Source organism: Haloarcula sp. DT43 (assembly GCF_037078405.1).
GTDB classification, from domain to species: domain Archaea; phylum Halobacteriota; class Halobacteria; order Halobacteriales; family Haloarculaceae; genus Haloarcula; species Haloarcula brevis.
The window spans coordinates 38,012-50,093 of record NZ_JAYMGZ010000001.1; the positions used below are offsets into that span (position 1 = coordinate 38,012).

The 12,082-nt window shown below is 68.7% G+C and carries 14 protein-coding genes and 1 pseudogene; 8 read left to right on the forward strand and 7 right to left on the reverse strand.

The annotated features are described in order from the left end of the window. Positions 1-157: 157 nt before the first annotated feature. Together thsB and VI123_RS00180 are read right to left on the reverse strand one after the other, a co-directional pair. Positions 158-1,837, reverse strand: a complete 1,680-nt coding sequence (thsB, locus tag VI123_RS00175) for a thermosome subunit beta (RefSeq protein WP_407066968.1) — start codon at positions 1,835-1,837, stop codon at positions 158-160. Between the two features lie 174 nt (positions 1,838-2,011). Beyond that, positions 2,012-2,401: a DUF7383 domain-containing protein gene (locus tag VI123_RS00180; RefSeq protein WP_336336071.1), complete on the reverse strand. Its 390-nt coding sequence runs from the start codon at positions 2,399-2,401 to the stop codon at positions 2,012-2,014. Positions 2,402-2,513: 112 nt separating this feature from the next. On the opposite strand from VI123_RS00180, the gene mutS reads away from it, so the two are divergent. Together mutS and VI123_RS00190 are read left to right on the forward strand one after the other, a co-directional pair. After that, positions 2,514-5,285: a DNA mismatch repair protein MutS gene (gene mutS / locus VI123_RS00185; RefSeq protein ID WP_336336072.1), complete on the forward strand. Its 2,772-nt coding sequence runs from the start codon at positions 2,514-2,516 to the stop codon at positions 5,283-5,285. Positions 5,286-5,298: 13 nt separating this feature from the next. After that, positions 5,299-5,463 (forward strand): annotated as a pseudogene (locus VI123_RS00190) (HalOD1 output domain-containing protein); the annotation flags it as partial. Positions 5,464-5,494: 31 nt separating this feature from the next. Here the strand turns inward: VI123_RS00190 and nucS are convergent. Both nucS and VI123_RS00200 read right to left on the reverse strand, forming a co-directional pair. Then, a complete protein-coding gene (gene nucS / locus VI123_RS00195) occupies positions 5,495-6,214 on the reverse strand; it encodes an endonuclease NucS (protein WP_336336073.1) in 720 nt (239 codons plus the stop codon). A 9-nt stretch (positions 6,215-6,223) separates the two neighbouring features. Continuing rightward, positions 6,224-6,661 carry a hypothetical protein gene (locus tag VI123_RS00200; RefSeq protein ID WP_336336074.1) on the reverse strand — a complete coding sequence of 146 codons (438 nt, stop codon included), beginning with the start codon at positions 6,659-6,661 and terminating at the stop codon, positions 6,224-6,226. Positions 6,662-6,840: 179 nt separating this feature from the next. Here VI123_RS00200 and VI123_RS00205 point away from each other — a divergent pair, with 179 nt between their 5' ends. From VI123_RS00205 to VI123_RS00230, 6 genes are all read left to right on the forward strand, one after another. Beyond that, positions 6,841-7,128 carry a zinc ribbon domain-containing protein gene (locus tag VI123_RS00205; RefSeq protein WP_336336075.1) on the forward strand — a complete coding sequence of 96 codons (288 nt, stop codon included), beginning with the start codon at positions 6,841-6,843 and terminating at the stop codon, positions 7,126-7,128. A 152-nt stretch (positions 7,129-7,280) separates the two neighbouring features. Beyond that, entirely contained in the window at positions 7,281-8,264 is a 984-nt protein-coding gene (locus VI123_RS00210) for a Gfo/Idh/MocA family protein (protein ID WP_336336076.1), read from the forward strand. Between the two features lie 106 nt (positions 8,265-8,370). Continuing rightward, positions 8,371-9,165, forward strand: coding sequence for an aldo/keto reductase (locus VI123_RS00215; RefSeq protein ID WP_336337352.1), 795 nt, complete (start codon positions 8,371-8,373; stop codon positions 9,163-9,165). A 4-nt stretch (positions 9,166-9,169) separates the two neighbouring features. After that, entirely contained in the window at positions 9,170-9,355 is a 186-nt protein-coding gene (locus VI123_RS00220) for a hypothetical protein (protein ID WP_336336077.1), read from the forward strand. 74 nt (positions 9,356-9,429) lie between these two features. Then, positions 9,430-9,567 (forward strand): hypothetical protein, encoded by a 138-nt coding sequence (locus VI123_RS00225; protein WP_336336078.1) that lies wholly within the window; start codon positions 9,430-9,432, stop codon positions 9,565-9,567. Between the two features lie 184 nt (positions 9,568-9,751). Beyond that, positions 9,752-10,465: a type 1 glutamine amidotransferase gene (locus tag VI123_RS00230; RefSeq protein WP_336336079.1), complete on the forward strand. Its 714-nt coding sequence runs from the start codon at positions 9,752-9,754 to the stop codon at positions 10,463-10,465. A gap of 12 nt (positions 10,466-10,477) precedes the next feature. Here VI123_RS00230 and VI123_RS00235 read toward each other — a convergent pair whose 3' ends face one another. The 3 genes from VI123_RS00235 to VI123_RS00245 all read right to left on the reverse strand — a co-directional run bounded on the left by VI123_RS00235 (position 10,478) and on the right by VI123_RS00245 (position 12,028). After that, positions 10,478-10,945, reverse strand: coding sequence for a cupin domain-containing protein (locus VI123_RS00235; protein WP_336336080.1), 468 nt, complete (start codon positions 10,943-10,945; stop codon positions 10,478-10,480). Between the two features lie 87 nt (positions 10,946-11,032). Continuing rightward, positions 11,033-11,197: a DUF6757 family protein gene (locus tag VI123_RS00240; protein ID WP_004516452.1), complete on the reverse strand. Its 165-nt coding sequence runs from the start codon at positions 11,195-11,197 to the stop codon at positions 11,033-11,035. A 54-nt stretch (positions 11,198-11,251) separates the two neighbouring features. Further along, complete coding sequence (locus VI123_RS00245) at positions 11,252-12,028, reverse strand: PHP domain-containing protein (protein WP_336336081.1); 777 nt, start codon at positions 12,026-12,028, stop codon at positions 11,252-11,254. Positions 12,029-12,082: the final 54 nt, after the last annotated feature.

Consider the following 12,082-nt stretch of genomic DNA (forward strand, 5'->3'; position numbering starts at 1 on the left):
CGGTCGAGACAGTTCGGCCTACGCGGCGAAACAGCGGAAAACGGATTCGTCGTTCGTGCGTTCGGAAGTCTCCGCTCGACCGTGAGGTAGGCCCTCGCTTCGCTCGGCCCTACCCTGCTCGCGTATACGAGGTGTTTCGCGTTGCTCAAAACCTCGCTTACATCATGCCGCCCATGCCGCCGCCCATACCGCCCATGCCGCCGGGCGCGCCGCCGGGGCCGCCGGCACCCTCGTCCCCGTCGCCGGAGGTCGAGAGTTCGCCGGCAGCGATGATGTCGTCGATCTTGAGGACCAGGTTCGCGGCCTCGGCAGCCGAGGAGATGGCCTGGCGCTTGGCGTGGGTCGGCTCGACGACGCCGGTGTCGAGCGTGTTCTCCACGTCGCCGGAGAAGACGTTCAGGCCGGCGCTGACGTCGCCGTCCTCGTGGGCGGCGCGCAGGTCGACGAGCGTGTCGATGCTGTCGAGGCCGGCGTTCTCCGCGAGGGTGCGCGGGATGATTTCCAGCGCGTCGGCGAAGGACTCGATGGCGAGCTGCTCGCGGCCCTCGATGCCGTCGGCGTAGTCGCGGAGCCGGCGGGCGACCTCGACTTCGGGTGCGCCGCCGCCGCCGAGGACGCTGCCGTTGGCAACGGTGGACGCGACGACGTCCAGCGCGTCCGTGACACCGCGTTCGAGTTCGTCGACGACGTGGTCGGTCGAGCCACGGAGCAGGAGCGTGACGCCGTGGGCGTCGTCGCCGCTGCCCTCGACGTAGAACAGGCCCTCGGCCTCGTCGCGGGTGACGGAGCCGTGGCCGAGGTCCTCCGCGGTCGCGGAGTCGAGGTCGGAGACGATGCGAGCGCCCAGGACCTCTTTGAGGAACTCGATGTCGGACTTCTTGGCGCGGCGCACTGCCAGAATACCCTTCTCGGCGAGGTAGTGCTGGGCCATGTCGTCGATGCCCTTCTGACAGAAGACCACGTCAGCGCCGGTGTCGGCTATCCGGTCGACCATCTGCTTGAGCTGCTCCTCTTCCTTGTCGAGGAAGTTCTGGAGCTGGCTCGGGTCGTCGACGGAGAGCTGGGCGTCGACCTCGGTCTCGTCGAGTTCGATGGCGGTGTCGACCAGCAGCACGTCGGCGTCGTCGACCTCGGTCGGCATCTCCTCGTGGACTGGGTCCTTGTCGATGACCGCGCCCTCCAGCAGCTCGGAGTTGCCGGCGGAGCTGCCGGTCTGGGTCTCGATGTTGAGGTACTCGAGGTCGGCGATGACGGAGCCGTCCTCGGCCTCGACGGTGACGGCGTTGACCGCGTCGACGATAATCTGGGCGAGCAGCTCCTTGTTGAGCTCCGCGCCCTTGCCCGTCATCGAGGTCTCGGCGACCTTCTTCAGGAGTTCCTCGTCGTCGGGTTCGACGTCGGTGGCGATGTCGTCGAGTTCGTCCTTGGCCTGCGTGGCGGCCATGTTGAAGCCCTTGATGATGGCCGTCGGGTGGATGTCCTGTTCGAGGAGGTCCTCGGCGTTCTTGAGGAGCTCGCCCGCGATGGCGACGGCGGATGTCGTGCCGTCACCGGCCTCGTCCTCCTGTGTCTCCGCGACCTCGACGATCATCGAGGCTGTCGGGTTGTCGATGTCCATCTCCGAGAGGATGGTGACGCCGTCGTTGGTGACGGTCACGTCGCCCATCGAGGAGACGAGCATCTTGTCCATCCCCTTCGGGCCGAGCGTCGAGCGTACCGACTCGGCGACCGCGCGAGCGGCCGAGATGTTGTGTTCCTGTGCGGACTTGTCCTTCATCCGCTGGGAGTCCTCTCCCAGGATGATCATCGGCTGGCCCTGCATCTGGCGTTGGCTCATAATCAAGCGAAGATTGCATGTGGTTCTATATAAAAGTAGGGGTTATAGGGTGCTCGCCGACCACCGGTCGACGCGGCCGGAACAGGTGAAATCACCCGACTGAGGTAGTACTGTCTGTCAACAGTGGTAGCTGTTGGCACGCCCCATCGGGACGGCGACGGACTGTTTATATATTCACTCGACGGGCTCCGTCCAGTGGACCGTGACCGACCCGACGACGAAGGCGTCCTTCGAGTCGGGGTTCCGGCGGAACTGAATCGTGTTCTCGCCGCGGTGGAGGCGCTCGGGGGCAATCGTGTCCATCCAGAGCTGCCAGCCCTCGCCCGGCGCGATGTCGAACCCCGACAGCGGGTCGCCGTTGACCACGATTTCGTGGTCGAAGTCCGCGACGTCGAACACCTGCATCTCGACGTACGGGTCCGCCGGCGACGCGGTCGGGAGGTCGAACGCGACCGGGTCGGTGGCGTCGCCGGTGAACTCGGCCCAGGGGACGGCGAGCGAGTCCGCCGACGGACCGAGGTGTTGCTGGAACTGACAGAGCGCGTAGTTGGCGCGACGTGACATACAGCCTACGTCTCTCGGACGGTATAAAAATCAGTGGCCGGACGGCGACGGCGGGCGGTCACCCGGGGCGGAGAGCGGAGCGCCTATCAGGAGTCGGCTGTTGCCAACGGGTATGGACGCTGCGCTTGGCCCGCCCGAGCAGATGGCCGAGCTCGAGGAGGACCTGACGCCGATGATGGCACAGTACTACGAGCTGTGCCGCCAGTACGACGACGCCCTGGTCCTCTTTCAGGTCGGGGACTTCTACGAGACCTTCTGTGCGGCCGCGAAACGGGTCGCCCGGCTGTGTGAGATTACGCTGACTCAGCGCGAGGACTCGACCGGCGAGTACCCGATGGCCGGCATCCCCATCGACAACGCCGAGTCCTACGTCGAGACGCTGCTGGACGCGGGCTACCGGGTCGCCATCGCCGACCAGGTCGAAGACCCCGACGAGGTCAGCGGCGTCGTCGAACGGGCGGTGACCCGCGTCGTCACGCCGGGGACCCTCACCGAGAGCGAACTGCTCGGCGGCGCGGACAACAACTACGTCGCCGCGCTCACCGCCGGCGAGCGCTACGGGCTGGCGCTGCTCGACGTGTCGACCGGCGACTGCTACGCCACGAGCGTGGGCTCGGAGGCCGCCGTCGCCGACGAACTCAGCCGATTCGGGCCGGCCGAGGCCATCGTCGGCCCGGACGTGGACGTGGACCGCGACACCGTCTTCGGTCCGGCCTGTCTGGTGACGCGCTACGAGGCGGCGGCCTTCGACCGCGAACGGGCCGACGAGCGCGTGGCCCAGTACTTCGGCCCGCCCGAGCGTCTGCTGGGCAGCGACGCGGAAATCCGTGCCTGCGGCGCGCTGCTGGCGTACGCGGAGTACACGCGCGGCAGCGCGGGCGCGGTCGGGCCCGACGGCGAACCGGTCGACCCCGACGTGGACCCCGCGGGGACGCTCGACTACCTCAATCACCTCACGCGGTACGACCCGCGGGAGTACATGCTGCTGGACGCGGTGGCCGTCGAGAGCCTCGAACTGTTCGAGCGCCGGTCGGTGCGGGGCCACGAGAACCGCACGCTCGTCGACACGGTCGACGAGACGGCGTGTGCGCTGGGCCGGCGGAAACTGACCGACTGGCTCCGCCGCCCGCTGCTCGACGCCGACCGCATCGAGGCCCGCCACGGCGCGGTCGCGGAACTCCAGCGGGACCCCGCGACCAGGGAGGCGCTCGCGGACCTGCTCGCGGACGTATACGACCTCGAACGGCTCATATCGCGCGTCTCTCGCGGCCGGGCGAACGCACGGGACCTCCGGTCGCTGGCCGCCACGCTGTCGGTCGTGCCGGACATCCGGGACCGCCTCGCCGACGCCGACGCCCGCCTGCTCGCGGACCTGCACGCGACGCTGGACCCGCTCACGGCGGTCCGCGAGGAAATCGAGGCGGCGATTCGCCCGGACCCGCCACAGGCGGTGACCGAGGGCGGGGTCGTCCGCGAGGGCTACGACGAGGAACTGGACCGACTCCGCTCGACCGAGCAGTCGGGCAAACAGTGGATAGACGACCTCGAAGCGAGCGAGCGCGAGCGCACCGGCATCGACTCGCTGAAGGTCGGCCACAATTCGGTGCACGGCTACTACATCGAGGTGACCAACGCCAACCTCGACTCCGTGCCCGACGACTACCAGCGCCGCCAGACGCTGAAAAACAGCGAACGCTACTACACGCCGGAACTCAAGGAGCGCGAGGAGGAGATTCTGCGCGCCGAGAGCGCGGCCGACGACCTGGAGTACGACCTGTTCTGTGCGGTCCGGGACGAGGTGGCCGGCGAGGCCGAGCGCGTCCAGGCCCTGGCCGACCGACTGGCCCGCCTCGACGTGCTTGTCTCGTTCGCCGCGGTCGCGGCGCAGTACGACTACTGCCGGCCGACCGTCGGGAGCGACGGCATCGACATCACCGCCGGCCGCCACCCGGTCGTCGAGCGGGCCGAGGACGCGTTCGTCCCCAACGACACGGGGCTGGGCAGCGGGCCAGTCCAAGCGAGCGGGGACAGCAGCGACGACGGCGTTGCTGCGGACGATATCCGGCCCTTCCTCGCCGTCGTCACAGGCCCGAACATGAGCGGGAAGTCGACGTACATGCGCCAGGTCGCGCTGATATGCCTGCTCGCGCAGGCGGGCAGTTTCGTCCCCGCGAAGGCGGCCGACCTCCCGATACTGGACCGGGTGTTCACCCGCGTCGGGGCCAGCGACGACATCGCCGGCGGCCGCTCGACGTTCATGATAGAGATGACCGAACTGGCGACGATTCTCGACGCGGCGACCGCCGACTCGCTCGTCCTGCTGGACGAGGTGGGCCGCGGCACGTCGACGGCTGACGGACTGGCTATCGCCCGCGCCGTCACCGAGTACCTCCACGACGAGGTCGGCGCGTACACGCTGTTTGCCACCCACCACCACGACCTGACCGCCGTCGCGGCCGACCTGCCCGGCGCGACCAACCGCCACTTCGAGACCAGCCGGGAGGACGGCGATGTCCGCTTCGACCACGAACTCGCGCCCGGGCCCGCGGCGGCCTCCTACGGCGTCGAGGTGGCGAGCATGGCCGGCGTGCCCGAGGCCGTCGTCGAGCGGTCGCGAGCCCTGCTGGCGGACGCCGACGGAACGGCGGCCACTCCCGATGCGGAGACGGACCCAGCGACGACAGGGCCGGCGGAGAACGGGGCGACAGCGGCGAACGGAGCGGCCCCGGCCGACGAAGCGACGGCGGACGGCGAGGCGCTCCGGACGAACGGGCGCGAACTCCCGGCGTCGGTGGCCGCGGAGTTGGCGTCGCTCGACGTGGCGACGATGACGCCGATAGAGGCGATGAACGCGCTCGCGGACCTGCAGGACCGGCTCGAATGAGTCAGCCGTCGTTCGGGCCGTCGCGGTCCCAGAGGGACGGCCGACGCGGACCCTGCCACCGCTGGCCGACAGCATCAATCCGGACGCACTGACGGCGTGCACCGTCGAATCGGACACCGGCGGGCACGTCGCGTTCGATTACAGGGGCCACCGCGTGGTCGTCGACACCGCTGGGACGGTCGCGGTGGACTGGGAGCCGACACGGGGCGTTACGGCGGCTCCAGCGGGACGAACTCCAGTCCCTTCTCCGCGAGCAACTGGCGTGCCCGGTCGGTCACCGACGGGGCGACGAGGACGCCGCGGACCTCGGTGTCGGCGTGCAGGTCACGTTCCAGCGCGTCGACGTACCGACCGAGCTGGCCGACCGCGTCGGGGCCCACGCGCCGGCGCTTGAGTTCGAGTATCGTCGTCCGGCCGTCGGCGTCCTCCCCGTAGATGTCGACCGCACCGGCGGGCGTCTCGCGCTCGGTCGCGAGCGGCGTAAAGCCCGACTCGACCAGGGCCGGCTCCTCCAGGATGCGGTCTTTCAAATCGGCCTCGGTCCCGGTGAGCGCGAGGTCCTCGGAGTCGGTCACGTCGAAGGCGGCGGCGTGGGCGACCGTCTCGAAGACAACCTCCAGGAATTCCTCGGGCGTCGACCGCGTCGACCGGACGACGAGCGAGCCGTCGGCGACGTCGACGCTGTGTTCACAGCCCGGCGGCTGCCAGTTCACCGGCTGCTGGCCCTCGTCGGTGTGGACCAGCGCGGCCCCGTCGGGCTTGAGCATCACGTGGCGGTCCCCGGGCCCCAGCGAACTGGCCGCTCGGCCCTCGTACTCGACCGTACAGGTGCCCACGAGCGTCACCAGCGCGCCGCGGTCGGTGGCCCGCGACGCGAGGTCCAGGGCGGCGGCGGGGTCGGGGTACGTCAGCGTCTCGACGGCGGTCACGGGCGGCGGTTAGCGGTCCCCGCGTAAAAAGGACGCGTCGTCGGGGGAGTGGACCGACGGAACGCAGTCCCGGAGAGCGTCGAGGAGGGCGCGCCGGACGGTCACCGGGTCCCGGTCGGCGCGGTCGAGCGTCCGACAGGCCTCGTCCTTGCGGTCGACCCACCACTGCCGGAACGCGCCGGGGTCGGCAGTGCGGGCCAGGACGATGTCCGTCGGGTCCGACAGCGTCGGGTCGAGCCAGCAGACGGCGAACGAGCGGACCGCGCCGTCGCAGACGACCAGCCGGTCGTAGGTGGCATCGAGCGTCCCGAGGACGGCCGACGCCGTCCACCCGGTCCCGAGCGGCCTCGACTGGGACAGGGGGTCGGCGTCGACGCCCCAGTGTGCGAGACGGGGGTCGTATCGGCCGTCGGGCCGGGCGACGGCCACGAGTGTTCGACGGCCCATCAGGGACCACCGAGCGCGTGAGCGGGCATAGGGGCCCTGACCGCGTTGTCCTATTTGAACGCTGGCCTACACCGTCCGGCGTCCCGCTGGGCCACCGTTGAGGCGTGAGACCACCCGAAATTGCCGGGTATTGCTAACTCGGCACAACCCTCAAGTAGTACGTTCACGTATCATTACATATGATGGTGAGCGAGTGGCTCTACGGCGCAATCGCGCTTCTCGTGGGGCTCCACGTCCTGACCATGCTGTACGCATATCGGTACCGGGGCGACCCCGCCGGCGCGACGGGGCAGGGCGATACCGAAGCGCGCCGTGGTAACGCCACCGACGACAGCACTGCCGCCGTCGACTGTCCACACTGCGGGGCGAGAAACGAGGAAGACTACCAGTTCTGTCGGCAGTGCGCCGCGGACCTGACGAACGGGAGCCCGAAACGCCAGCCGACGGACCGGAGCCAGCCGTACTGAGACGGCATCCGGTCGAACCGGCCGGTGCGGGACCACAGCAGTCGCTTCTGCGGGAGCGCATCCGAATACGCTATCCGGTGGCGTCATCGACGGACAGAGAGGCCTGACCGAAATGTCGATAATTGTTTATCGGAGGGGGTTCGGGTACCGGTATGCGCTTTGGTGTCATCTCGACGGCGGCAATCGCACGCGAAGACGTGATTCCGGGCATCCAGAAGTCCGAGCACACGGTCGCGGCAATCAGCTCCCGGTCCCGGGACCGGGCCGACGAGGCGGCCGAGGCGCTCGGTATCGAGAGCGCCTTCGGCGACTACGAGACGATGTTCGCCGAGGCGGACATCGACGCGGTGTACAACCCGCTCCCGAACGGGCTCCACGCCGAGTGGAGCCAGCGGGCCGCCGACCACGGCCTCGACGTGCTCTGTGAGAAGCCGCTGACGGTCGACGCCGCCGAGGCGGCGGACCTCTTCGAGTACTGTGCCGACCAAGACGTCGCGCTGATGGAAGCGTTCATGTATCAGTTCCACCCGCGAACCCGGCGGGCGAGGGAAATCGTCGAGACCGAACTGGGCGAGATTCACACCGTCGACGCGTCGTTCAAGTTCCCGCTGTCCGACCCCGACGACATCCGGCTGGACCCGGAACTGGCCGGCGGGAGCCTGATGGACGTGGGCTGTTACGCCGTCAGCGCGGCCCGGGGCTTCCTCGGCGAGCCGGACCGGGCGTTCGCTCACACGCGGGACTCGTGGGACAGCGGCGTCGACACGAACCTCAGCGGCGTCCTCTCGTACGACGACGGCCGGGTCGCCTCGGTCTCCTGCGGGTTCGACGGCCCGGACCGGGACTACTACCGGGTCGAGACCGACGACGGCTGGCTCGAAGCGCCGAACTGCTTCGGCCCAGAGCACGACCAGTCGGTGTCGCTGACCTACAGCGTCGACGGGCGCGAGGTCACCGAGACGTTCGACCCCGTCGACCACTACCAGCTGCAGGTCGAGGCGTTCGCCGAGGCCGTCGAAAACGGCGACGCGCCGCCCGTAGACCGGGCCGAGACGCTGGGGAACATGCGGACCATCGACGCACTGGCCCGGAGCGCGGACCTCGGCGAGCCGGTCGACGTCGCCAACCCCGACTGAGCCGCGCGGCCGCCGCGACGAGCGCGAAACGGTTTTGACTGCGGCGAGTGAGGCATCTACTGTGACACCCCCAACAGTGACGCTTCCGAGTGGCGACGAGCTACCGATGGCCGGTGTCGGGACGTGGGACATCGACGGCGACACCGTCCGAGAGTCCGTCCGCGCCGGTCTCGACGCCGGCTACGGCCACGTCGACACGGCCGAGGGCTACAAGAACGAGGCCGAAGTCGGCGAGGCGCTGGCCGACTACGACCGCGACGACGTGTTCCTCACGTCGAAGGTCCTGCCAAAGCACCTCGACTACGAGTCCGTCATCGAGTCCTGCGAGGCGTCGCTGGACCGCCTCGGCACCGACTACCTCGACCTGTACCTCGTCCACTGGCCCAACCCCGCGACCTCGATTCGGGAGACGATGGACGCGATGGCCACGCTCCACAACCAGGGCAAGGTCCGCAACGTCGGCGTCTCGAACTTCAGCGCGTACCAGCTGGGGGCTGCCCAGCACGTCGCCGACGTGCCCATCGCCGTCAACCAGATAGAGTACCACCCCTGGAACACCCAGGACCAGGTCGTCGAGTTCTGCCGCGACACCGACACCGTCGTCGAGGCCGCCGCGCCCCTCGCCCGGACGGAGGTGTTCGGCGACGACGTGGTCCAGGACGTGGCCGAGCAGTACGACAAGTCACCGGCCCAGGTCGTCCTGAAGTGGGCAGTCGAGAACGGCGTGGTGGTGCTGCCCAAGTCCTCCTCGCCCGAGCACGTCCGGCAGAACCTCGACCTGTTCGACTGGGAACTCGACGACGTCGACCGCGAGCGCATCGACGGCATCGACCGCGAGCAGGCGGTCTACGACACCGGCATCAACGACTGGGAGGACGACACCTACGGCATCTCGCAGTAGCCGCATGGCCACACCGCCCGCGCTGGACCGCTGGGACGCCGCGGCCGCGGCGAGCGTCGCCGCGTCGCTGGTCACGGCGTACGTCCTGGTGCCCGACCCGACGGTCCAGTACGGGGCGTGGCTGGTCGTCTTCTGCGTCTGGATGGCCTGGTTCGTTTCCTTCGGGGCCAGATGGTTATACGGCCCCTAGAGGGCCGCGCTGAAGCTTTTACTCGATTCCGTGTCAGCGGAGATTTATTTACTCCCACTGCCTATGCACACTTGATGCCTCGTATCGAAGTCTCGGAGAACCTGTACCGGCAAATCGAGAGCGAAGCCAGCGAGGACGACTTCAACGACACGCTGTGGAAGATGGTCGGCTCCTATCGGCGCACGCACAACCCTGAAGCGGACCGAGCGTAACGCGAGAGATCGGCGACGGCCGCGAGGAGAGGTGTTTCTGAGCGTTCTGTGGACGAGTAGCCGCCGTGCCGCCGTCACGTGACGGCGTAGTCGCCGCGTCGAGAGCCCCCGGCGCTGTCACCGTGAGCGGCAATCACTGCCGTCGGTGCTATGTTTTTACGAGTTGAGACGCTTCGTGTCGATAATGAGGCCACGAATCGCCCTGCTGAACGCGGCCCACGACGGCGACGACAACCGCCGGAACTTCCGGCGTGAACTCGACGCCGACCTCGTGGAATACGACGTGACCGAGCGCGAACTGCCCGACACCTTCGCGTTCGACGGCTGTCTGGTCACGGGCAGCCGCGCGTCGGTCTACTGGGACGAGCCCTGGATTCGGGACCTCGAATCCTGGGTCGGGGAGGCCATCGACCGCGACATCGCGTTCCTGGGCGTGTGTTTCGGCCACCAGTTGCTCGCCCACGCGCTGGGCGGCACCGTCGAGCCGATGGACGAGTACGAAATCGGCTACCGAACCGTCGAACACGACGGCGAGAACGAACTGCTCGCCGGCGTCGACGAGTCGTTCACCGTCTTCACGACACACTCCGACCGCGTCACCGAGTTGCCGCCGGGCGCGACGCGGTTCGCCGAGAACGACTACGGCGTCCACGGGTTCCGGAAAGGCCCCGTGTTCTCGGTGCAGTTCCACCCCGAGTACGACCCCGAGACGGCCGAGACGGTGACCAAAGGCAAGGACGACCAGCTCTCCGAGGAGCGCATCGAGGCAGTGCTCGACGGCGTCACCGAGGAGAACTACCGCGCGGCCTGTGAGGCGAAACAGCTGTTCGACAACTTCACCGCCTTCGCCGCGCGTCGCACGGGCGACGCGACCGGCTCCGCCGCGGCCGACGACTGAGCCGCCGCGGCGTCAGGTGAACCGCCCGGTCTCGCTGTCGCATTCCTCGCAGCGAGTCACCAGCGCGTCCCGGTCGTCCGTCATCTCGACGTAGTTGTGCGTGCGGCCGCCACAGTTCTCGCAGTGCCGGAGCATGTCGGTGTCGCCCATCGACTGTGGCGCGCCGAGCGCGAGCGCGACGACGCGCTCGTCGCCCTCGTTGTGGCCGCGTTGCCACTCGCCGGGGGCGAAGCGGACGGCCTCGCCGGCCCCGACGCGTACGTCGCCGTCCTCGGTCTCGAACGTCGCCGTGCCCGACTGGACGAAGAACACCTCCTCCTGGTCCGGGTGGCGGTGGTAACCGAAGGCGAAGGACTCGCCGGGGGCTAGTTCGTAGTAGTTCACCGCGATGGCGTCGGTGCCGAGCGGCCCGGCGAGGGCCCGCTTGACCGACGCCGGCCCCATCCGCGATTCGACGGCGTCGACGCTGACTTTCTCCATAGTTGCCACGTAGAGTCGGCCAGTCCTTAACAGTTAGTCAGGCCGCCGACAGCCGTACCGCCGGCACAGAAGGAGAGACGGCGTCGGTCACTCGCGTCGGTCGATATCGAGTTCCTCGTCGAGGTCTTCGAGCCAGTCGGCGTCCTCCAGTTCCGCCATCTGTTCACGGAAGTGCGTCTTGCAGACGCCGACCTTGACGCCGTCGTTCTCAACGGCGATGTCGGCTTCACGGTCGCAGTAGTGACACTGCATACTCGAAGGGAAGTCCCGGACGACATTGAACCCTCGGGTTCCGTCTGCCGGTCGTCAGACGCCGAGGGCCGTCCGGACGCGGTCCCAGGCGGCCCCGTCGAGGCCAGTGTCGCCCAGCGTCTCGCCGTGGGCGTCGCTGCCGCCCGTCGGAACGAGGGCGTATCGCTCGATAGCGTCGTCGACGAGGCCGTCGTCGACGGCGCGGCCGTAGGGGTACCACCGCTCGACGGCGTCGAGCGAGTCACACGTCGACAGCGCGGCCGCGGTGTCCGGGTAGCGAAACGGGTGCGCGAGACCGACCAGCCCGCACGCCTCCGAGAGCACCGCCCGGCCCCGCTCGAACGACGGGACCTCCCGGGCGACGTAGCAGGGACAGTTGCCGCCGATGAGTTCGTCGAACGCGGACTGGAAGGTGTGATCGGACACCTCGGCGATGGCGCTGGCGATGTGGGGACGCCCCAGGCCGTCGCGCGGTTCGACGGGCAGCGACACGCCCAGGCGGTCCTCGACGCAGTCGATGATGCGCGCCCCACGCTCGCGGCGGTTCCGCTGGATGCGGTCGCACTCGGCCCGGAGTTCGTCGGTCGGGTCGACACCGTAGCCCAGCAGGTCCAGCCGCTGGGTGCTGGTCTCGACGCGGAGTTCGATACCGTGGAGTAGCGTCACGCCGTCGCGCTCGGTGACAGGGCGGTCGAGATCTGGCTGGAGACGGTCGTGGTCCGTAACGGCGACGACTTCGACGCCCGCTTGTTTCGCGGCGGCCGGGACCTCGTCCAGGGAGAGCGTCCCGTCGGAGCGGGTCGTGTGTACGTGCAAGTCAGCGACGACCATACCGTTCGCACGACCCCCAGCGGGAAGCCGCTTCTGCCGGAACCACGTGGCGTG